The sequence below is a fragment of the Brevibacterium sp. UCMA 11752 genome (assembly GCF_021532235.1).
Classification (GTDB): domain Bacteria; phylum Actinomycetota; class Actinomycetes; order Actinomycetales; family Brevibacteriaceae; genus Brevibacterium; species Brevibacterium antiquum.
In genome coordinates this window covers 1,739,279-1,761,239 of record NZ_JACBOS010000003.1, presented here as the reverse complement: position 1 = coordinate 1,761,239, position 21,961 = coordinate 1,739,279, and the positions used below count along the sequence as shown (strand labels likewise).

15 protein-coding genes are annotated in these 21,961 nt (G+C 56.7%); 3 read left to right on the top strand and 12 right to left on the bottom strand.

Annotated elements, in window-relative coordinates:
- Position 1 precedes the first annotated feature (1 nt).
- The 4 genes from HU144_RS07865 to HU144_RS07850 all read right to left on the bottom strand — a co-directional run bounded on the left by HU144_RS07865 (position 2) and on the right by HU144_RS07850 (position 5,154).
- A complete protein-coding gene (locus tag HU144_RS07865; protein ID WP_235350877.1) occupies positions 2-1,072 on the bottom strand; it encodes an NAD-dependent epimerase/dehydratase family protein in 1,071 nt (356 codons plus the stop codon).
- Positions 1,062-1,784, bottom strand: coding sequence for an IspD/TarI family cytidylyltransferase (locus HU144_RS07860; protein ID WP_198396702.1), 723 nt, complete (start codon positions 1,782-1,784; stop codon positions 1,062-1,064). The genes HU144_RS07865 and HU144_RS07860 overlap by 11 nt, the downstream gene beginning before the upstream one ends.
- Positions 1,766-3,538, bottom strand: a complete 1,773-nt coding sequence (locus tag HU144_RS07855) for a CDP-glycerol glycerophosphotransferase family protein (RefSeq protein ID WP_235350876.1) — start codon at positions 3,536-3,538, stop codon at positions 1,766-1,768. Before HU144_RS07855 ends, HU144_RS07860 begins: the two co-directional genes overlap by 19 nt.
- Positions 3,539-4,011: 473 nt before the next feature.
- Positions 4,012-5,154, bottom strand: a complete 1,143-nt coding sequence (locus HU144_RS07850) for an acyltransferase family protein (protein ID WP_235350875.1) — start codon at positions 5,152-5,154, stop codon at positions 4,012-4,014.
- Between the two features lie 228 nt (positions 5,155-5,382).
- Here HU144_RS07850 and HU144_RS07845 point away from each other — a divergent pair, with 228 nt between their 5' ends.
- Positions 5,383-6,663 (top strand): CDP-glycerol glycerophosphotransferase family protein, encoded by a 1,281-nt coding sequence (locus tag HU144_RS07845; RefSeq protein WP_235350874.1) that lies wholly within the window; start codon positions 5,383-5,385, stop codon positions 6,661-6,663.
- Between the two features lie 15 nt (positions 6,664-6,678).
- Here HU144_RS07845 and HU144_RS07840 read toward each other — a convergent pair whose 3' ends face one another.
- The 7 genes from HU144_RS07840 to HU144_RS07810 all read right to left on the bottom strand — a co-directional run bounded on the left by HU144_RS07840 (position 6,679) and on the right by HU144_RS07810 (position 17,366).
- Positions 6,679-8,574 carry a glycosyltransferase gene (locus HU144_RS07840; RefSeq protein WP_235350873.1) on the bottom strand — a complete coding sequence of 632 codons (1,896 nt, stop codon included), beginning with the start codon at positions 8,572-8,574 and terminating at the stop codon, positions 6,679-6,681.
- Positions 8,575-8,627: 53 nt separating this feature from the next.
- Positions 8,628-11,288, bottom strand: a complete 2,661-nt coding sequence (locus HU144_RS07835; protein WP_235350872.1) for a hypothetical protein — start codon at positions 11,286-11,288, stop codon at positions 8,628-8,630.
- A 110-nt stretch (positions 11,289-11,398) separates the two neighbouring features.
- Entirely contained in the window at positions 11,399-13,519 is a 2,121-nt protein-coding gene (locus tag HU144_RS07830; protein ID WP_235350871.1) for an acyltransferase family protein, read from the bottom strand.
- Positions 13,520-13,690: 171 nt separating this feature from the next.
- Positions 13,691-14,614 carry a glycosyltransferase family 2 protein gene (locus tag HU144_RS07825; RefSeq protein WP_235350870.1) on the bottom strand — a complete coding sequence of 308 codons (924 nt, stop codon included), beginning with the start codon at positions 14,612-14,614 and terminating at the stop codon, positions 13,691-13,693.
- Positions 14,611-15,441 carry a CDP-alcohol phosphatidyltransferase family protein gene (locus tag HU144_RS07820; RefSeq protein WP_235350869.1) on the bottom strand — a complete coding sequence of 277 codons (831 nt, stop codon included), beginning with the start codon at positions 15,439-15,441 and terminating at the stop codon, positions 14,611-14,613. Before HU144_RS07820 ends, HU144_RS07825 begins: the two co-directional genes overlap by 4 nt.
- 118 nt (positions 15,442-15,559) lie before the next feature.
- On the bottom strand, positions 15,560-15,949 hold the full coding sequence (tagD, locus tag HU144_RS07815) for a glycerol-3-phosphate cytidylyltransferase (RefSeq protein WP_235350868.1): 390 nt from the start codon (positions 15,947-15,949) through the stop codon (positions 15,560-15,562).
- A 154-nt stretch (positions 15,950-16,103) separates the two neighbouring features.
- Entirely contained in the window at positions 16,104-17,366 is a 1,263-nt protein-coding gene (locus HU144_RS07810) for a CDP-glycerol glycerophosphotransferase family protein (RefSeq protein ID WP_235350867.1), read from the bottom strand.
- Positions 17,367-17,523: 157 nt separating this feature from the next.
- Between HU144_RS07810 and HU144_RS07805 the strand changes: the two genes are divergently transcribed.
- A complete protein-coding gene (locus HU144_RS07805; protein WP_235350866.1) occupies positions 17,524-18,642 on the top strand; it encodes a magnesium and cobalt transport protein CorA in 1,119 nt (372 codons plus the stop codon).
- Here the strand turns inward: HU144_RS07805 and HU144_RS07800 are convergent.
- Positions 18,595-20,505 (bottom strand): glycosyltransferase, encoded by a 1,911-nt coding sequence (locus HU144_RS07800; protein WP_235350865.1) that lies wholly within the window; start codon positions 20,503-20,505, stop codon positions 18,595-18,597. The two genes, HU144_RS07805 and HU144_RS07800, sit on opposite strands and share 48 nt — an antisense overlap.
- 299 nt (positions 20,506-20,804) lie before the next feature.
- On the opposite strand from HU144_RS07800, the gene HU144_RS07795 reads away from it, so the two are divergent.
- Positions 20,805-21,659, top strand: a complete 855-nt coding sequence (locus HU144_RS07795) for a glycerophosphodiester phosphodiesterase (RefSeq protein ID WP_235350864.1) — start codon at positions 20,805-20,807, stop codon at positions 21,657-21,659.
- Positions 21,660-21,961 lie beyond the last annotated feature (302 nt).

Genomic DNA, 21,961 nt, shown 5'->3' with positions numbered 1-21,961 from the left:
GCTAGATTAACGGTCCCTGTTCAAAAGATCTGATTGCACGCGATACGCCGGATTCGAGATTTGTTTTCGCGGCCCACCCCAAAGACTGAATTCGGTCAGAGGCCAACCCTAAAGAAGCGACGGGCGAATATGCACCACTATCAGCCTCATTGGCGAATGCCAATTTCAGGCCGCGCTCCGGTCGCGCAGAAGCAAACTTCTGAGCGAGCTGTCGAATACTCACGTTGCCTTGAGGATCGGCCACGTTGTAGACGGAATCGCTGCCAATCAGATGTGCGTAGAAGAGCCCGAGCACCGCATCTGCCACATAGGTATACGTCCGTGTAGGGGCGCCCGCGCTCATCATCTTGATGTCGCGTCCGCGAACGACGTCGGCCAGGAAATCCGCTTGCACGCGACCGTCGTCAAGAGCCATCCCAGGCCCATAGATATGACCGAATCGAATAGTCAACGGTCGAATACTGAATTCTGCGGAATATGCGGCTAGTGCTGTTTCAGCAATCCGCTTGCCTTCTGAATAACTCGCCCGCGGTGCGAAGTGCTGCAGCGCCCCGACTGAATCTTCCTGGATGAGATCAACTCCCGATACAGAGCCGTACACTTCCGACGATGACAGGAGGACGAAGGAACCTCCGCCTGCAGCGACCAGACTGTCCAGAAGGTTGATCGTTCCCAACGTATTGGCTTTGAGTGTTGTAACGGGAGAGCCGTTGTGCAGTACAGGCCGGGCGGGAGACGCTCCGTGAAATACGGTGTTGAACTTCTGGTCGAATTCCATTGGCTCAGCTACGTCGCCATCGACTAACGTGAAATCTGTTCGCGCAAGCGCCCCGCTGAGTCGACGCTCAGCCTTGGCGACGTTGCGCACCATGCCTGAAATATGCATTCCGAGTCCGTGCTCGTCGTTTGCTGCCAGGAGCACCCCGACGATATATAACGGGATCATCCCAGAAGCACCAGTCACGAGGACGTTCTGACCGCGGTACGCTTCCCACGGCAGAGGCTCCTGGACTATCTGCTGAACGTCTTCCTGGAATACTGGTGAGTCAAAGAGCGCAACGTCATTCGCCACCAAATGCCTCCCGATCCTCTATGAGCGTCAAGAATGTCCGGCACACATAGTAGTCGGAAGCCGTGGTGATCTTGATATTCGTACGTGGGCCCTCAACCCGATGGACGTCGTAGCCGAAGCCATGCAGAAGAGTGCACGTATCAATGGAGTCGTGTTCGCCTTCGGCGACGGCACGATCGTATCCGGCAAGTGCGTCTTTCAGACGGAACGTCTGGGGCGCTTGCGCTGTCCAGAGTGGATCGCGGGGGATGACATCCTTGATGCCGGCCCCCTCTTCAACCACAACAGTCTCGGTCATTTTGGTGCAAGTGATAGCGGACCCGAACTCGAGTGCGCTCTCAATGTTGCGAGTGACGAGGTCTGCGTCGATGAGCGGACGCACTCCATCGTGGATGAGGACGAGGCTATCCGGATCGTTGCTCTCAGCGACGACTTTCAGCGCATTGTGTCTGGACTCCTGGCCCGTCGATCCGCCGTCAACGATCCATTTGACCTTATCGAGCTCGTATCGATTGACCAACCGCTCCAGCTGCTCTCGAAACTGCGGAAGGATCGCAACAGCTATGGCGTCGATTTCTGGATGCTGCTGAAAGACATCCAGCGTGTGGACGATGACAGGGCGACCGTGAATCTCCAAAAACTGCTTGGGCCTGGAACTGTGAGCCATCCTGGCTCCAACTCCTCCGGCGAAGACTACCGCGATATTTGCCATTGGTTCTCCTTATTTTCTTCTACACCGGCCACAGCAGTTGCATCATCATCGGCAGGAGTTGCTAGGTGCTCTTCTGCATCATGCTCCGGATCTTCTTCGAGATCACGATCTCTCAGATCGTCGTAGCTGATCGGACCATCGGAAGCGAACTCGACTATCGGATCAGCAAGAACCAGAGTGTCAATAACTCTATCTGAGTTGTTTGTGTCGACGTGATCGAAGTTCTCCCGCACGAACTCCTTCGTCTTCTCGACACTCAGTTCAGGTTCTCTCATCAGCGCGACCAATTCGTCGAACGTCGTGGCAATACTTCCAGGAGCCGCCTCCTCGTATGCCCTGTGCATACCCCGCGTCGCCGAATACGTCTCAAGGTCGTAGGCAAAGAAAATCATCGGACGTTCCAGCAGCGAATACTCGTAGATGACTGAGGAGTAGTCCGTGACAAGAACGTCTGAGATCAGCAACAGGTCGTTGGTATCTGGGAACGAAGCGACGTCGATGAGCCGATCACTGAATTCAGAAGGAATTGGGGCCGGTTCTGGAATGAAGTGGTGCTGGCGGAATAGGACGACGGTGTCTTGACCACATGCCTCGTAGAGGGCGGGGAAGTCAATCTCCTCGTAATCGTAGTGGGCATCGCCCGAGCCCCGTCCGCGAAATGTCGGAGCAAGGAGGATCTTCCGTTTGCCTCGGGAATCCGGAAATTCAGCCTCAAATTCCGGGAGGATTTCGTCGGCTCGACCCTCTCGGAGGAATCCATCGATTCGGGGCAGCCCTGTCGCCAAGACGGCCTCCCTCTCGATGCCGAATGCCTCACTGTATACGTCACGCAGATGCTGTGACCCGCAGATTGCGTAGGAATACAGGCGATGCGCGTTACGGAGATTCGGTGACCCGTACTGCCCGAAACGGCTGTATCCAACCGATTTGAATCCGCTACCCGCATGCCACAGCTGGATGATCTTCTGCTTGTTTCGATCTCCGAGATCTTTCAAGACGGCAAAGTAATCGTCGATGAGAATGGTGTTCGCTTTGCCCATCTGCCAGGCGAGGTTGAGCGCATTCTGGCGCGAGCTGGTCCGGCCGGTTCGGAATGAATAGCCGAAGTTGAAGTCCTGATCGAGACCACGTTCAAGCATCCTGTCGTGGACTGCTTTCAGATTGCCCTGCATGTTCGGTCGCGCCTCGGAAGCGAACAGAACGTTGTTTCCCTCGGCAGGTCGCGTCTTGGCGGCTACAGCGAATACGCCACGCAATGTCTTACGTTTGGCCTTGACCCATTTCGATTTCAACTTTGATTTCATTCGAGCACGTGTCGACGACGGCTTCCCTGCGGAACGACCGAACGAATAAGTGCGCATCAGAAAATATGGCGCACCATCGTTGTCTGAGACTCCGAATGTCACAGTGTATGCAGAACGATTCTTGTTGTAGACGAAGGCTCTAGAGTGTTCATCCAGCTCGCCTACATTGGCCAGTGGGAAATTCGCGGGGTGAAGATCCACACCTGTCAATGCTACAAGGAAGTAGGTTCCATTGGGCACTTGACCTCGACGATTAAACAGCGTGACGTTGATCGTCAACTCATATCGAGTGGTGTCTACTCGCTCGAATGCAATGGGATACAGCTTCTCACCGGGGTTCGCGTTTGACGTGAGGTAGAAGGCCTCCACCTCGTCACCAGTGAACTCGACAATGTAGGTGACGTTGACCCGCTCCCACTTTATGTCGACTATTTCTAGTTCTTCTGACACATTTCCCCTTGCGTGCGCATGTGATCGTTCGATACGCGTAGTTCACCGTTTCGTAATTCAGACAGCATAACAGGAGCAGTAGACGCCGCTCTCTAACCGACCCGCTGCGTCCCCGATTGAAGTTGCAACGAAATTCACATGAATACTTCGGATGCTCTCGAATCCTTCGAAGAAGCCTCGTCGACACACGGTTGGTGCTCGTTGCTTACCGGTTCGCCGCAGCAAATCTGTACTTCGGCGCGGCTCATAGCAGCCATAGGACCAATCAATCTGAGCGGTGGGCCAAAAGAACAGCAGACAGCAGTGCCGACTGCAGAGGCTTCAGCCGCCCCTTGGCTCTCAAACTTCACCCACACCTTGCCAGTCCATTGCTAAGAATCTGAGTCGGGCGACTTCGTTGAAGACTGTGCCGTCATCTGCCAGAACGAACGCCAGCAAACGGGCCGCGGATACCGGGCAAAGTCCATGTGGGTTCAGTGACGAGACTTAGGTTTCCGCGTCCGGTATGGCGGGAGCACCCTACGAAACAGCGTGGCCAGGGCTGAGCTATACCAGCGAATGCCTTGGTCCAGCCTTCGCCAAGAGAGCAACCACGTGACAAGGCCTGCAAGGACAATGCTCAGTGCTATCGCTACTGAACCTGAAGTCTCGTCCAGGAGAGTGTTGAGTGGCTCATCAATGGCCCGGACAATGAAACCGTGCAAGATGAAGATCGCGAGTGTGTGCTGTCCTGCTGGTATGAGGAACGAAGGCAGAGACTCAGACCAAGCGAAGAGAACAACAATCGTCAACAAAGCGCTTGCAGCGATGAGAGTCCTCATTCCCACACCGTAGGGAATCGATTCTCCCAAGTTCTCAAAACCCCGTGCTCCGTAGAACCATCGATGGTCGAAATCACGAAGATAGAAGACAGCCATTGGCAGAAGGGCCAAAACTGACAACCCCAGCTTTTGTGCCATCTTCATCTCTGCAGCCCAGGTCAGCAGACGCTGTCCGTAGAGCTTCCCGATCACGAAGAACGGGAAGAACGTCAACGACCGCCCGACGGTGAACTCATAGTCGATTTCAGGAAGGATTCCGCCCAACAAGCCCATCGCAATTGATGCGACCAACATAAACACTGGAAACCGTTCAACGAGAGGTAGCAAGAGAAGCCACCACACCATTGCAAGTAGGAACCAGGTGATCCAGTACGGCTCACCGAATTCGAGACTAGGTGGTTTCCCGAAGAGATCAGCCCAGTAATAGAGTATGGGTTGGGCTGTCACGACGAGGACCAGAAAGACAAGGGTCCGATCAACTAGGCGATTTGACCTCGCCGTGATTCCTGCAAGCAAAACGAATGCCGGCATATGAAATGAGTAAATTCCAGTCAGCAGCACACGGCTGTACCCCATGTCCCAGCCAGGGAGCCGTTCCATAAGATGCCCTGAAACGACGAGAAAGATGAGCAGGCCTTTAGCTTTGTCCAGCCTGAAGTCGCGAGTCTTCATGATCTTCAACCATACCGAGTGAATCCGGGCTGTGACGGTTGCAAGGAGCATTTCGGACAAGCAGTTGGACACCGAACCTGCAAATGCAGGTTCGAACACAGGTGAATGTGTCTCAAGCGTCATCAAGGATGTCCACGCACACACTCATTCATGACTCACCTACCGGCATCCAGACAACCACACTCGGACCAAGGTTCAGGTTCCTCGATCCCGAACGCTTAATCGGGATGGTCGAGTCATTCATCACCATGGTTCGAGACCAGCATGGTGCAGTCGATAGCCAGTATCATTGTCAAGGCATCGATCGCGAGATGGATTGCCCCGCTCCGCCCGCACAATGAAAGGTCCACTGTGAAAAACCTGGTTCGTAAGACAGCGCTGAAGGCTGTGCGGTCGTCTGCATGGAAGAAGACCAGCAAATGGATCAGGGGCACAGAACGCTGGAAGCAGCTCGAAGACGACTACGATGGCAGCTATGTCAGGGGCGACGTCGTCGTCTACTTCGGTGATCGTAAGCCCAAGTTCTACCAGCTCAGTCAGTGGATACCGGTTCTCGAAGAGCTCCACCGGACGCACAGAGTCGTTCTCGTGCTGCGCAAGCCCTCCTCATTGCTTCAGGCTCGTGAGATCACGCGCCTGCCCATGGTCCTCAAACGCAGATTCGATCCACTCCACACCTTCTACCATGCCAACGATTTCAAGCTGGCACTCTATGTGAACAACGGAATGTCGAATTTCCAGTCACTCGGGTTCGCACCTATGGTCCACGTTCACGTCAATCATGGTGAGTCTGACAAACTCAGCATGGTCTCCAACCAGGCGAAGTCGTATGACAAGGTCTTCGTGGCTGGCGATGCCGCAATCAACCGGTACCGCAAATCACTCATCGATTTTGATGAGTCTGCTCTGACCAAGATAGGGAGGCCTCAGTTGGACATAGACAGGGTTCCCGAGTTGGAGGCCTCGTCGACGAGGACCATCATGTACGCACCGACGTGGGAGGGCGAGAACGACGCGAACAATTATACGTCCGTCGACTTGTTCGGCCCTAAGATCATCGAAGCCGCACTGGGCCTCGACGATACTCGTGTCATCTACAAGCCGCACCCCCGTGTTGCAGCCTCCAATAACACCGCCATGGCGGAGTCGAATGCACGCATCATAGAACTCATCGAGACCGCTAACGAATCCATCACCGACGAGTCTCTGCAGCATCAGATCCTGATGGAGGGTGACATCCTCGCGATGTTCGATGCCGTCGATCTGCTCGTTACGGACATTTCCAGCGTCGGTCTCGACTACCTCTATATGCACCCGGAGAAGCCTCTGGTGCTGACAGATCGCCGTGACGATACAGCAAAGCTCAACGACGAGGCACCAGTCAGTCGAGCTACGCCCATTATCGACGGAACGACCGTGAACCAGACAGATGCTCTGCTGCGAGAGCAGCTGACGGACGATGGGTCGGCCGAGGCCCGCCAGGAACTACGCCGCCACTACTTCGGTGAAGGAAAGAAGGGCACGTCGACCGTGCTCTTCGCGGATGCCATCAGCACGCTGATTGCCAATAGAACGTCGGATATGTCCAAGTATCATTTCGAGAGCACCAACGCCGAGGCTAGCGACGAGTAGCTGTGGCTTCTGGTCTCAGCCCAGAGGCCGGGGACGTACAGAGAAGTTGCCGAGATTCGTCGAGTACCACTCTCGGGCACCGACGCTCTTCGGAGCGTAGCCTTTCGGCGGTCGGATTCTTCGCTTAGCGTTCCACGGATCCTGTGGACGTCGCAGGCATACATCGAAGGTCTCGCCCTTCGACTCGGAGAATTTGTCAGCGGCGATGTCGAATACGATCTTCGTTCCACGCCCAAACGCCCGGCGTTCGACAATCGGATCGGTACACAGGAAGTAGTTGTTCCGCTTCCGTCCAACCAGTACGAGCTGCAAGGGAGCCGCGGCCGATTCCTGGATTTGGCCGAACTCGAGTTCGATACGTGACCCTTGCGCAGATGGGGTGACTCGCAGTGCGTTCGCGTTGATCGCTTGGACGGACTCCCGAGGGCCGATGTTCGGAAGTGGCACAGGCTTAAGCGCTTCAAGCACCGTTTTCCAACGCTGGTAGCCGACTCCTGGAAGATACTCTTCTACCGTCGTCATCGCGGCCCTCCGCATCGAGGCGATGCGTTCCGGGCCGAGTCCTAGGAACGCCTCAATCTGATCGGCCAGTGCCCCGATGTCACCTCGAGGAGTGACGAAGCCGTTGTGTCCCTGCTCCACCAGATCTCTGGGGCCGTAGGTGATGTCGTAGACGATGGGCACGCATCCGGCACCCATTGATTCCATCATCGCCAGCGGCAGCCCCTCACTGGTGCTGGTCAGAGTGGAGAAGGACGCAGATCGCAGTCGTTCAGGAACGTCGTTGACGTATCCTGGGAGTTCCACGCGGTCCTTGACGTTGAGGTCCGCAATGAGCTGTTCGAGCTTTTGACGTTCGCCGCCCTCTCCGAGGACCGTGAGCGTGATGTCCACTCCCCTGTCCTTCAGCAGCGCTACAGCTCTGATCACATGATCCACCCGCTTCAGCGGAATGAGGTTGGCGATCATCACAGCGCTGTTCACCTTGCGGTCCGTCGGTGCTTCGGCCAGAACAGCCCCGGACGGCAGCTCACCTGTCAGGAATTTGATGTTCGAACCGCAGATTCCCGTGGCCGTGACCGCCTCAGCCTGCTGTTGAGTCTGAATCCCGACAGCGTCGAAGCGGTCGAAGTTGCGCATGGTCTCCACTCGACGACGAAGAAACTCCCCATGCGGTCCGTTCCAGGGATGGCGAAGATGGGAGCCGTGCATGAACAGGACCAGCGCGAATGAACGATCCGAGATCTCGTGGACAAACTCACTGATCTTCTTGTCATCGACGATGAGGACGGCAGGCTCGTCAATGATAGTCGCCGTGATCCAGGCATTGTAGAAGTCTCGTGGTCGATTCCATTCGGCGATCGGGTCGCCCGCTGCCGAGTGGAGAACGAAGCGACGACCGATCTTGGGATCATGCACATCAGTGAGCAGCAGGCTGTTATCGGCCCGCAGATAGTCACGACGGACGATACCGCTGGTGCTCGAAGTGCGGAACACATCGTAGAACTCGGTGATGCTCTCAACTTCACCGTCCGCCTGAGGCACGGGGACTGTTGGAGTCTTCCCACCCAATGAGGCCAGGTCAGAGTCAGACCGGTCACGTAAGTCCTGCCAGATGTTGACCAGCTCGACATGCTCGTCGATCCGTCCTTCTGAGAGGAGCCGAGCCCGAGTTGCGTCTACATCCATTCGTGGACTGAAAGTCAGCAGCGTCTGCGACAGCGGATGACCATATTCCTGAAAACTGCGGATCCGACGCAGTGCAGCCGTCGTCATCCCTCCGATCGATTCCGGGATGCCCCAAACAGCGTTGTAGACATGCACTGCGTCGGTCCCAAGGGGAACCTTGTGGTCGACCGTCTCCCGACTGACATCAGGAGCGCCATGGAACAGTCGATTAATCAGGCTCACTGTTTGCTTCCTTCCTCAGTTCCCACTTGTGTCATCGTTGACCACGGCTGGTGTCACGCCGGCAGAGCCATATGACCGTGATGACGAACCTGACGTCGCCAGTTCACGATCTTGGGGCTGTCTGCAGTCTCCCAGTGAGCGCGAACGTTCCAATCGGTGTCGAGTTCGATATATCGCCCGCCCACCGAGATCTGGAGGGAGTCAACATAGTTGATACCAACGTTCTTCAACAGGCCGATGACTCGTTCTGCTATGCCCTCGCTGCGAAGGCGGGCAAGATTGAGCACGGAAACCTGTGGATCGAACAGTACGAAGTCTTCACTCAGCGTGCTGTGGCTGGCGAAGACGAAGTCCAGCGCACTCTCGTAGTCATCCTTGAATGAGCTGGCTACCCGTCGCATGAGGGTGAGACCGCTGGTCCGAGTCTTCCTCACGTCTCTTTTCGCTGCGAGAAGAGACGTGCCCAAGTCGATACTCGCAAGTTCTGCGATGTCTGCGGTCACCTCAGCCGCGGCTGGAATGACGACAAGCTTCTCATTGTCGGCAAACAGCGTCGGTAGGAGGGCCTGGACCAGCTCGTCTTTCTCGTTGATGCCAGGAATGGACACAGGGTCGAGCACACGGATCGTTCCCTTGGTCAGTTTAGACCGGATGTCATCGACTCGATCCGCGGTGAGAGCGCCCGATGCCACCCACAGCCGATAAGGACCGGAGGCATGATCGTCTATGGACTGTGCAGTCGCGCCCACCAGGTGCTCTTCGCCCTTGTTTACCGACAGATAGACATCGGCAGTCCCTGCTTCGGGCAGGGGTCGTTCGGCCGCGTTAGTCGCGGTGGCGATTTCAGCGCTCGCGACGTCGGGCAGATGGGCCGTGGCGAGGTATTCGTCTGCAACGGCCATATCGGCTTCGGTGATCTCAGTCCACTTGGCATAGACCTCGTTCTCCGCGGCTCCGGATGCGATGAGTGGGATGATCACTGAGAGCTTGTCCAGGATTCCGGTTCGGATCGCATCGAACTCGGCGTCATTGATTCCGTACAGTCCGCCGAATCGAGAGTCCGACTTGTTCTTGGGTTCGAACTCGACCTCGGCGCCCACCGACCGCGCCGGAAGGTTGGCGTGCAGCCGCGACGTCAGCACACGCTTGTACTTGTAGGCGTAGTCGCCGACCCAGCTCCGCGCCAACTCGAGGTTCTCCGGGAAAGTCTTGTCTCGGATCGCGGTGACAGTCTGCTTCTTCTTGGGCCCTTTGCCGCCCTTCATCCAGTCGATCCGCAGTGTGCCGGTACGACGGTCAGGCTCGCGGGCTGGGAACACCGTATCGATGGTCGTGGTCAGACAGCCTGAGAAGAAGGCCGGAACTCCGACGGCCCGCAGCACTGCCACCGACTGCCAGTCCCGGCAGCCCACCGGCCCATATTTCTTCAGATAGGCGATGGCATCTGGGGTGAGCATTTCGGGATACCGGATGAACACCGACAGCAGGATCGGGCGGAGATTGGGATGGAATGGAATATTGAATGATTTTCCGAAGATGTCGTGCATATACCACCCGAAGGAGATGTACCACGTGTCTTCTGGGATGTCTTGGTAAACGTTGCCGTCACGATAGACCTCGACCAGGTTGAGCTCAGCTTCGGGGCCCTCGTATTTCCTTTCGGCTTTGACTGATTTCCGCAGCTTCGAAAAGAGCTCCGTCAGCCCGCGGTCTCCCGTGAAGCTCAGATTCTCATATCTCAGGAGGTGTCCGATTGAAGCCACCGTCTGTATGTAGTCGCCGATGTTGCGCGAGCGGATGCCGGGCTGGTCGTAGCTGAGCACACCGAAGTTGCGCTTCCCAGGTGTCGTCGGAAGAGGCTGCAGATGCACTCCGCCCGGAAGCCAATCTCGCATCCTCGTGAGTTCGTAATGGATGGACGTCTCAAGGTTGTCGGCTCCCCATGCGAGGCGACTCTCGATAAGCGTGCGGACATGTTCGAAGGCATCGATGCAGAAGGCGGATTCGGCTGTGCGCAGCACAGCCTTGGAGGTCCATCGCTCAGTGTCGCCCGTCTGGTTTGAACGTTCAATGAGCGGAAGCGCTTCATCACCAAGTGTGTCAATGGCGGTTGGGTAGTACTCCACAGCCGCGGCGGTGATGAGTTCACGATCCTCAACGCGTTCGAATTCGGCCCAAGCAACGTCCGGATCCGATGAGCGGTGGTATGCCATTCCCAATAGGACTCGGCCGATCTGATCGTGTTCGGGCCGACGGCGCAGGTTCAATCCGATCGACACAGCCTCACCGTGGAGACCAGCGTCGATGAGCGCTCTGCCCGCCTCGACCATTGACCCGCCCAATGACGACCCGCTGATCAGAGCTTCAGCCAGAACTGAATCTGCCTTCAGGCGTGCGAGTTCACGGAGTTTGGCCTCGACTTCCTTCTTCGTCGGCGCGACTGTCCAGCCGTCGGTATCAGCGGCGGTACGACCTTTGAGACCAGTAGCCAGATTCCGATAAGAACGAGCTGTGTCAGCCGCGATCTTCTTCGAGCCGCCAACGGACTTCGAGGTTCCTTTGGCACCTGCTTCGCCACGCTCTCGAATGTATCTGGTTCCGGAAGCCCTTTCCACAGCAGGAAGAGCACGCCGAGCGATGCCGTGGACCACGGGTTTGATCAGCTCTCTTCCTTTGCTGATGAAACGGTCGGTCGCTTTTCGTTGATTGCTCACTCGCCTAGTCCTTTGCAGAGGTTTCGGTGGTCCGTCGGTTGTCACGATCAATCGGTTTTACAGTATCGAATTCGCCTGATGAATCGGCAAGAGATCGTTCTGCTGATCACTCAGTCGAAGGTATCCAAGCCGGTCTGGCGCAACCTGTCATTGAACTGAGGAGCCAGAGTCTTCGCATATGTGGCGGTGATGTGCGCCGTGTCGAAATAGGTGATGACTCCGCCGATGACCGGTTCGCATCGTCCGTCCGGACAGAACCAATCTTCGGGATAGATGATTGACATATGCTTCGAGTCAATCTCCTTAGCTGACGCGGCAAGAGGATCCATCCAGTGCCATGATTCCGGAGTTCCCGAGCACTCTTCGAGCTCATCCTCATGCTTGGCTACGCAGTCGGGCACCTGGATGTCGTCCCCTCCTGGATAAGGAGTGTCTCTGACGACGACAACATCTAGCTTTGCGTCGACCCAGCTCTGCAATATGTCCTCATGTCCCTCAGGTGCCTTCTTCTCAGTCTCTTCCCACGACATTCCGTCCAGTGGTGTCGACTGACGTTCCGAGGTGATCACTGCGTCGAATCCGCCGCTTGTTGTGCGATCGACTACCCAATCAGAATAGTCTTGGCAGCCCTTGACTCCCTCTGGGGTACCCAGATCCTGCGGAAGAGTCGAGATGCTGCAGTTCGAGGCTAGGAAAGTGGTGATAGTCCAGTCGTTCTTCTCAGCCAGTCTTTCAAGAGTCGGCAGCCAGTGGCCCGCGTGCGAATTGCCGACCAGTGCGACTTGCTTCTCGCCATCACCATATGTGCATTCGGGGCGATCAGTGTATGGCTCGCTCGCCCAGCACCCGTCTGCATAAGCCTTTGACTTGTCGTTCTTAGCGGCAGCCGGTTCCATCATCAGAGAATCCGTATCATCACATTTCGGGTTGTTCTTCGCGCTGGGAAGCAATGCTGCTGCGCCCAGACAGGAGTCCGGGTCAGACATCGCAATTTCGAGATTGTCCTTATTCTGCTCGACGATCCGGTCCGAGACCCACATCTGGCTGAGGCCGAGCGCGCTGACAAGCGCCATGGCCACGATCGCAAACCCAAAGGTCCTTTTCGGGCTGTTCAGGAGCGAAGTCTTTCGGAAGCGATTTTCGACCCAGGTCGTGGACGCCCACGCGACAACGATCGAAAAGAGAATGATCAATGCCTTGTCCAAGCGGCCAAGGTTCTCCGTAGTTCCCAGCTTTTCTGACAAGTAGGGAACAAGGACGATGAGTGGCCAATGCCAGAGATACACAGAGTACGAGATGTCGCCCAGGAACTGCACCGGTCTCAGCGACAGAAGCGGGAGCACAGAGAAGCGTCCACGGGAATCAGCCACGATGACCAGCGCTGTCGAGACCACTGGGAGTAGCGCAATATAACCGGGGAACGGCATGTCCGCACGGATAAGGAATGTACCTGCGACGATTCCTGCCAGTCCGACCCACCCGATCAGCGAGCTTAAGGGGAGCCGTTTTGGCCGAATATAGATGACGAACACTGCCACGAGCCCACCAGCAGCCATCTCCCACATACGAGTCGGAGTGATGAAGTAGGCCATGGCCGGCTGCACGATCGTGTACCAGACTGAAAACGCCAGCGAAGCGGCGAAGACGGCGACGACAGTGAAGCCCACGATTTGCTTTGGACGTCCCACCTTCTTACCGACCAGAAATGCGAGACCGATGAGCATGGGCCAGACGAAATAGAACTGTTCTTCGACCGACAGCGACCAAAAGTGCTGTATCGGAGATTGAGCGTTGTCCGCCGCAAGGTAGTCAACGCTTGAACTCGCGAAGTCCCAGTTGACCACGTAGAGCGCGGCGGAAAAGATCTGTCGTCCGGTATCGACCCAGATCGATTGTGGAGCCACCAGATAAGTAGCCACTCCAACGACGAAGAGCACGAGCAGAGAAGCCGGGAGCAGACGCCGGATTCGTCGAGCCCAGAAGTGAGTGACATCCCGCCAGTTCTTCGGCGGAGACTTGATCAGGTGACTAGTGATGAGAAAACCGGAGATGACGAAGAATACGTCGACGCCGATGAATCCGCCTACGAAACGATTCGGCCACAAATGGTAGAGCAGGACGATGCCGACGGCCAAGGCACGCAGCCCTTGAATATCGGCACGGAATCCTGACCTGCGCGGCTTAGCGTCCGTGCTCGGTGGTTTTTCAACGTGCGTGGATGTCAACTGCATTTATCGCTTCCAAAACATTTCTCAACCGGTTGGATCGGACCCGGCTGCGGTCGCTGTCGTTCCTCATGCCTGCGGAGCATTGCGCGGCGCTGCGTATCGATTCTGATCGAGCGAAATGAGAATTTCTGCAGAACCCTGCGCAGATCACAGAGATTCGCGCGCGTGCTCGGCTCAGACGACGGGAGGGCGTCCGTGTCGAGACATCCTCAACACGCCTCGTTTCGAGAGTTTCCGTCGGTCCTCGTCCTCTGCCCATGGATCGAGCCTCCAACCCGCGCGCCACCCTTCCATCCATGCCCGCAGCTGATGTGGCTTGTTCGCCCATTTCACACACTGCATCAGTGTCCAAGAACCGACGTAGGCCCAGCTGAAGGGCCACGGCAGGTTGCGCCGAGCCAACCAGACGCGGTTCCTTGCATTCATGTAGAAATATTCGTCATGCCGCCTGGGATCGATCACGGGGTGTGCCACTGCCAGGTCACCCATATACCAGACTGTGTAACCTGCGTCCCACACTCTCCAGGCAAGTTCGATGCCCTCGTGGGCGTACCAGAATGGTCCTGGCCAGCCGCCGCATTCGTCGAATGCCTTCCGCTGCATGCAGACGGCACCTTCCCAGACTGAGAAGACGTTGGAGGAGTGCTCGGCTTCGCCCTTCTTCAGACGCGGGATCCATCGCTTCGGAGCATCCGGCCCGCCAGGTTCTTCTACCCGAGGTTGGATCAGACCAATTCTGGGTTTCGTCCGCATCAGTTGAGCCATGCGCATCAGTGTGGTGTCGTCCGGTAACCATGCATCGTCGTCGAGGAAGAACAAAAATTCACCTTTGACGTGCGGAACTCCAGCATTTCGTCCGGCAGGGATCCCCAAGTTCTCCGGTAGCGCGAGAGTCTTGACCTCGGCTGGTATACCCTCGGGGTCCCAGCCATTGCCTACGCAGACGACGTCGAGTTCGACGCCCTTCTGCGCCAGCAAGGATTCGAATCCGCGGTTGAGGTCGTCCAATCGCTTCCCCTGTGACAGGACGACAACACCAAATGAGTATTTGCGGCTCTCTTCGAAACGCTGTGACAGAATGCGCGAAGGATCGGTCATGACAACCTCCTCGAGGCCATGATCGACATGAAGTGTCCGATGACAGATAGGAGACACAAGGGCGCCAGAATAACGACAAGCCAACGCTCACCGAACAGAGGAACAGCACCAGCCGACGCCGCAATAATGGTGACGATGCTCGCAGCCAAGGCGAGGATCGACATCTCCACAGAATGATAGATGCGATGGAACGGTACGAATCGAGCTGCTCTTTTGAGCTTCGCAACAAACCCCGGGTTCAGCGCAGTCGCCGCTTGTGAGTCCGCGAGTTTGTCCAGGCCGTTGAACGCTCTCGAGACGTGAACCATGTCATTGAGTGCTTTATTCAGCAGAACGAATCCAGCCAGGACGGTTCCGGCCAGCAGGTAAGGGTAGGTTCCGGCGGGATCGTCTCCGAGGTGCTTCCACTCCCCCACCGCTCGAATGCCCAGCGCTGCAGCGACTAGGCCCTCCGTAGTGTAATGCCCGACTTTGTCGAGGAAGACGCCCTTTGCTCCGCTGGTCCCGCGCCATCTGGCCACTTCACCATCGCAGCAGTCGATGTACATCTGAACCTGGGAGAAGAACACCGCAAGGACTGCTCCCCAGATCCCAGGAATCAGCAAGCTGGCGGCAATGCACCAGCCGGCGAGGATCATCAGACCTGTGACTCCGTTTGCACTGATCCTCGTACGCACGAGAATCATCGTGAAATAGATCGAAAAGTGTCTGAGATAGAGCTGCGCGCTCCAGTGCTCGGCATTCTTACGACTGCGAACTTCGATGGGTTGAGCTTTAGCCCGAAGCTCAGCCAAGGTCGGGTGGCTCTGCGGTTCCCGTGTAGACACACCCGCTCCTCTCTGCTTCAAGGCAAGTGTTTAGTGTTGTGGGGCATTCTACTTTCACCACATCGGGTGCCCCTGAGAACGCGCAGGGGTGAAATGAAACAGGATGGCAACGGGGCAGTCAGGACTTGCCGAGCTCCGTCTTGATCCGAGTAGTTGAAATTTCAGGGGTGCGGGGCAGGTACACGACCTCGCATTTATCCTTGAGGAAGTCGAACTTGCCTTCCCAGTCATCGCCCATCACAAAGGTGTCGATATGGTATTTATCGACGTCCGTGACCTTCTGCTCCCAATTATCTTCCGGGATGACAAGATCAACGTAGCGAATCGCCTCGAGCATGTGTTTGCGCTCTGCGTAAGAGAAGTAGGACTTCTTATCCTTGCCGGCGTTGAACTCGTCACTGGAGAGTGCAACAACCAAATAGTCGCCTTGTTCTTTGCACCGCTGTAGCAAACGGATGTGACCGTAATGGAGCAGGTCGAAGGTGCCATAGGTAATGACTCGGCGCATCAGTCCTCATTTCAATCGTCCAGGAGAGCACAGTCCAGCATGACTGGACACAGGTACCCAAAGAATTTCATCGCAACTTTACCATTTTGTTACCTGGGGTCTGAATTCACTCGACGGCCGGCCGCTGATCGTGACTCCCTCATATGCGCGTCTCTCATGAGCAGCCAGTCAGGCTACTGTTGCGTTCGGCTATGACTTGCTTGGCAGCCGAAATGAATCGATTGACTTGCGCTCCCTGGACGGTTGAGCCCAGATAGTGCTCACACAGTCGTGCAGCCGTCTCGACAGAATCTGTCTGATCGGACAACAGCTCAATGAGACTGTCCTCTGAACCTTTGCCGATAGTGGGATTGCAATCGAGCAGGCCGCCGGGCAGCACCATGGAGTCAGAATGACAGGGCTTGATCATCACCAGCGGCTTGCTGGTCGACAGCCAGTCAAAGGCCACCGATGACATCTCCACCAGTGCCCGATCGGCTGCATCGAACTGCCACGAAACATCTGACGTGAGATCCATAAATCCCCTCGGATCCGCCTCGATGATCGAACGGACTTCGTCCAAGGCCCTTTTGAAGTTGCGGTCGCGCACTCCTGTACGCGGATGCGGGCGGAAGATCACACGATACCCCGCAGCCAGCATGGCGGAGACAAACCTGGCCCCATTGTCGGCAAGGGTGCCATAGGCCATCGATGGCGAATCACCCTCCCACGTCGGCGCATAGAACACGGTCGTGCCTGCAGGAGCGTCGGCGTCGAATTCACGCCATGCCTGGGCAATCTCACGCGGGCGGTCCAGTTGGGGCCGACCGACATCGAGCAGACGTTTCGAGTCCATCCCCACCAGGGAGTGCTCAATTCTCTCCCTCGCCGCTTCCCCTGCGGTGAAGACATAATCGTAGGCCTTGAGCTGGTTGGAGATCATGGAGATCTTCTCGCTCTCACCGTGGCTGAGATGCACGTGGGCCGGGTTCGGATAACGCAATGCCTGAAAATTCGGAGTTGACTGGTTGACATAGAAGACGGTTCTCAATGACGAGGACGTCATGAACGCGTCAAGGCCCTTCGTGAGACGCGAGAATCGAACCGGGAGATGGGTGACGTTCCTCAAGTGCTTCGCGACCATTGGGCTGCGAACGATGATTCCAAATGGCTGATCACTGTGGCCTGATCGCTTCAACTCTGCTTCCAGCTGCTCGAACGGCCAGAGCCACTGTTCAAGCTGATACACCGAGTCCATCCCTACACCGAAGTACGCAGCGGCAATGAATTCGTCCGTGTCCTGAGGATAGAAGTCAGCCGGGAGCCTCGACTCGTGAATGCGGTCGCGAAACTTTCGCGCTCCAAGCTTGGCCGCCGACTGTGCGAAATTGGCGCCCTTGACCGCTTGATGCGTCAGGTCTTCCGGAAGATTGGTCATAGGACTATTGTGCACATGCAGATTCGAAGACCCTGAACCGACTCTCCTTTTTTACGCAACATGACTTGGCATTATGATCGTTCGAGCTGAGTGAAGAACTGTGCCCACCTCCTCGAACTCGGCTACGTTTGGGTCTTAGTCGACCGAAAGATTCACCATGGCACGAGTACGCAGGCACAAATCCGAACCGATCTCCAAGCGCAAACGCAGCACGGTTGCCTTACGCGAATCTGAGAAGCCGGTACTGCTCAGTCACCGGATCGTCGACAGCGAGCCCGGCGACCTGTCGGTCTCGTCGGCCTTCGCCGAAGCCCTTGCTCAGCAACAGACCGATCACTCCCCCACTTCGGCATCATTTACTCAGATCGTCGTCCCCAAGTCCACGCCGGAACTTCTCGCCGAAGTCGCCTCGGTGTGGGAGCTACACCCGGTCCTCGTCGAGGACCTATTCCATGCAAACCAACGCCCCAAGATCGATCGCTACGACGATGTTCTCTTCGTCGTCCTCAAATCCGCGGTCTACATCGACTCGGCCGAGGAGGTCGAGTTCAAGGAATTCCACCTGCTGATGAAGGACGATGTTCTCGTCATCATCTGCCAGGACGATCGATTCATCGACGGATCACCCATCCCCCAAGGCGTTGAAGACATGGACGCCTATTTCAGGGAGGAAAAACGCCAGTGGACCTCGGACAGGGAGCTTCTCTCTTTGGGCCCCGAGGCGCTCCTCTACCGGCTGCTCGACACCGCAGTCGACACCTATTTCCCTGTCTTGGACGGCCTGCAGGACGACAAGGACGGAATCGAACGACAGGTCTTCAGCGGAGACACCGCGGCAGCGGCACGAATCTATCTGCTCAGTCAAGAGGTCATCGACGTCCTCCATACGACGACGCACCTCAACCGCCTCACCCAGAGACTGGGCAACGGTGCCGCCAAATATTCGATCCCAACCGAGCTGCAGGCCTACCTCGACGACGTCACCGACCATCTGACTCGAGTCCTCGCCGAGGCAGCCGAACTACGCGAAGCCCTGTCACAGATCCTCAACGTCAACTCCACCCTGGTTGCCCAGCGTCAGAATGAAGACATGAAGAAGATCTCAGGATGGGCCGCGATTCTCTTCGCCCCCACCCTGATCGGAGCGATCTACGGTATGAACTTCGACGACATGCCCGAACTGCACTGGGCGTTCGGCTATCCCATGGCACTCGGATTGATGGTAGGTCTAGGCGTAGTCCTTTACATCGTTTTCAAGGTGAAGAAGTGGATGTGAGGACGAGTTTGAGCTGTACTGAGACTGGAGAAGCTGACCACTGAGGTTGGCGTGCTTGGTTGTGTACAGGCGGAATGAATCTCCCAAATTGCATATGTTCGAGTTATCGCTCTTTATGCGAGCTCGGTTGAAGCTGCGACCAGAGACGAGATCTACTGAAATATCGAGATAACCGTTGGGAATGAGCAAGAGACGACTTGTTGGGATCGTTGCACGAACGACGCCGTCATCGAAGCTCGCCTCCACACGGCCATAGAAGTTTCCGATGCGCGATTTCCAGGAAATGTAGACGCTGTCCGGCTTGTACTCCTCAAGGCTCTCGAGGTCGATGATGACATCGATATTTTCATCAGTCGATGTCGCTTCGGTGAGTGCCGCACGCAGCCGATCAAGATGGACGATGGGCTCGAATGACTGTTCGTTCAACACCTCACCCCAGCGCCGAATGATGGGTGCCTCATAGAAGTCGGCGGCTCGGGCCATTGCGGCACGCCGCATCTTCTCAACCTCGTCTTCGGGCATGGAGAGGAATCGAAGTATTGCTTGAGCCAGTGCGTCAACGTCTCCGGGTGGAACGACGAACCCGTTGACACCGTCTTCGATAATGTCGGTTGGTCCGTAGTCGATGGCGTAGCAGATGGGGATACAGCCAGCTGACATGCTTTCGAGGATCACGAGTCCCTGGCCTTCGAAGCGACTCGTGAGGAGGCTGAAAGCGCTCGTACGGAAGTTGATTTTTGCCCCGGGAATGTGACCGTGCATTCGGACCGAATCTGTGATGCCAATGCCGTCGATAAGGTCTGCGAGTTCGGGCCGATCCTCACCTTCGCCGTAGACGTCGAGAGTCACCCCTGGCGCCTGGGCGGAGGCTTTATCGATCGCCCTGATGGCGTCTTCAACTCGTTTCTGCGGCACTAACCGCGCCACCATGGCGCCCAGTTTACGTACACGTGGCGTGCTCGGATCACCTTTCAATTTCTCGGTGAGGTTCGATACCGTTCTGAATCTGTCAGACAGTGCCGCTTCCTCCATATCGTGACGTTGCTGATCGGTAAGTGTGGTGACGACGTCGAACGAGTCGAGGCGCCTCATGTAGCTGAATTTTCCCTCGGTCAGTTCGCCGAAGTTGCTTCCATTGGGATTATCGAGGAAGTGGTTGTGCACTACTTGGCAAAGGATGACGTTGTCGCGTCTGTAATCGACGACCAGACCGCCGGCGAACGATGAGTCAGAGATTAGGTACGACGGCTTGCTGCCGATGACCACATCGAGCCACGCCTGGTAGAGCGCACGGGCAGTTGACCATTGAGCGATGACGTTCTGCTCACGATCAAAGAGGCTGATTCTCCTGCCTCCTCGTATCCCGCGTTTGTTCAAGTCCAGACGGTCGCTGACCAGGAGTGCCCCACTATCGCGATAGCGATCGACTTGGAGGTCGTTCTCATCTGAGTCTCTGCGGATTTCAGTCCACTCCGAGCCGGAGCGTTTCAGGACATCGTTGATGGCCGTATGGTCCAGCTCGGACGTGCCGACCATCTTTCGCAGCTTTCGGTCAGACCAGGAAGTGAGGTCTTTCCAGATATTGCGCAGGTGCACTCGACGATCGATTCGTCCCTCGGCCCGAAGTTCTCGCTCTCGATCCTGGTCCTTCAGTTCGGCACTGAGGGTCAAGATCTCGACCTGCCGGTTGTCCTGGCGCGCAAAGGCCGAGCTCCGCTCCAGGGCCACAGTCGTCATGCCCCCGAAGTCATACGAAATGCCCCACGTCAGTGTGTAGTAGTGCCCTTCAGGAAGAACACCCCTGTGAGGGAAACGGTGGGGATATTTCGGTTGAATCGAGGGGGATTTAGGGATGAATTTCATTTATCTAACTATAGATGTCTCAGTAGCTGAGTTCTGCCAGACGCCGCCTATCGGCCGGGGCGCAACAGGCTGCAGACCAGCATAAATGCGCGGCCTCCATGGCTTTTTCACGACCGACACTTGAATGTGATAATCGCAACTAAACGACAAATGTGACCTGTTCGTAACATTACCTACAAACATTGGCGACACCGAAGTAGGCCGCCAGCAGCTGACGTTCCCTGCCCTTCGTCTTCTCTAGTCCCACCGTTCATCCCCCTGTCGCTGTAATGTCGTTCGGCATCCCTAGCGTCGCAGGAGTGACTACTTCAGAGCAGAAATCATTCCGTCCCCGTCCGTCATCGATCCTCGCCGCGGCAGTCCTCACCCTGGCTGCAACCGTCAGCACCGGAGTCGTCTCGGCTTCCGCCCACGGTCTCGGCTCGCCGTCTGAATCCGCACCGTCAGCACCTGACAAGGTCGCCGAACTCGAATTTCCCGTCACGGTCTCCCACCGCGGCGGAGCCGACGTCTATCCGGAGGAGTCCATGGAGGGATTCACCGCCTCGGCGAAGGATGGATTCCTGCCCGAGATGGACATTCAGTTCCTCGAAGACGGCACCCCGGTCCTCATCCACGACGACACAGCCGACCGCACCCTCAACGGTGTCAGTGGCAAGATCCGCGATCTCAGTCGCGAGGAATGGGACTCCGCGACCATCAAGCACCCGCAGGGTGGAGCGCCGGCGCAGACGGTCACCCTCGATGAGGCACTCGACGAACTCGGCGGGGATGTCGTCATGGTTCCCGAGATCAAGCCAGGGGCCACCTCGGCGGAGGTCGATCAGGTTCTCGATGTCTTCGACGAACGCGGACTCAAGGACTCACTCGTCGTCCAGTCCTTCGACTTCGACGCGGCGAAGACAATCGCGCAACGCGGCTACACCTCGCTCTACCTCACAGGAGCAACGCTGCCGACGGAATCGTTCGACGAGATCTCCGATGCCGGCATCGAATGGGTTGGGCCCAGTAAGAATCTGCCGACCCGAGACCTGCGCAAACTCGACAAGGCAGGCTTCCACGTTGCGCCCTATACCCTCGCGACGTCGAAGGACGGGCACCGCCTGCCCGGCTGGATCGACGGCTATTTCACCGACGACGCCTGGACGAACTAGCCGGCGACGCCCCGAAACAGCGAGCAACGTCTTCGGCCTCGGAAAGTCAACAGAGCTCTGATGATTTTCCGAGGCCGAACTCGTGAGGCCCGGGCCACCGGGTGAGCGCGAACTGAGTGTGCGGAGACACAATATGACGCGTTCATGATGCCCCTTGGCGGCGAACCGATAGAATCGGCTCGTCACACACTTCTCTCCTGAGGAGTCGCAGTGATGTCCAACGCAGCGATGCCGCACAAGCGACCTTGACGGGCCTCAACAAGGAAGTCGACTCCTCGTCATGCCGCTCGGCCTCCTCTTCA

Coding starts and splice junctions, on each gene's coding strand:
- HU144_RS07850 (WP_235350875.1), bottom strand. CDS start 5,154: ATGACGCTTGAGACACATTCACCTGTGTTCGAACCTGCATTTGCAGGT.
- HU144_RS07810 (WP_235350867.1), bottom strand. CDS start 17,366: ATGACCAATCTTCCGGAAGACCTGACGCATCAAGCGGTCAAGGGCGCC.
- HU144_RS07805 (WP_235350866.1), top strand. CDS start 17,524: ATGGCACGAGTACGCAGGCACAAATCCGAACCGATCTCCAAGCGCAAA.
- HU144_RS07825 (WP_235350870.1), bottom strand. CDS start 14,614: ATGACCGATCCTTCGCGCATTCTGTCACAGCGTTTCGAAGAGAGCCGC.
- tagD (WP_235350868.1), bottom strand. CDS start 15,949: ATGCGCCGAGTCATTACCTATGGCACCTTCGACCTGCTCCATTACGGT.
- HU144_RS07860 (WP_198396702.1), bottom strand. CDS start 1,784: ATGGCAAATATCGCGGTAGTCTTCGCCGGAGGAGTTGGAGCCAGGATG.
- HU144_RS07830 (WP_235350871.1), bottom strand. CDS start 13,519: ATGCAGTTGACATCCACGCACGTTGAAAAACCACCGAGCACGGACGCT.
- HU144_RS07800 (WP_235350865.1), bottom strand. CDS start 20,505: ATGAAATTCATCCCTAAATCCCCCTCGATTCAACCGAAATATCCCCAC.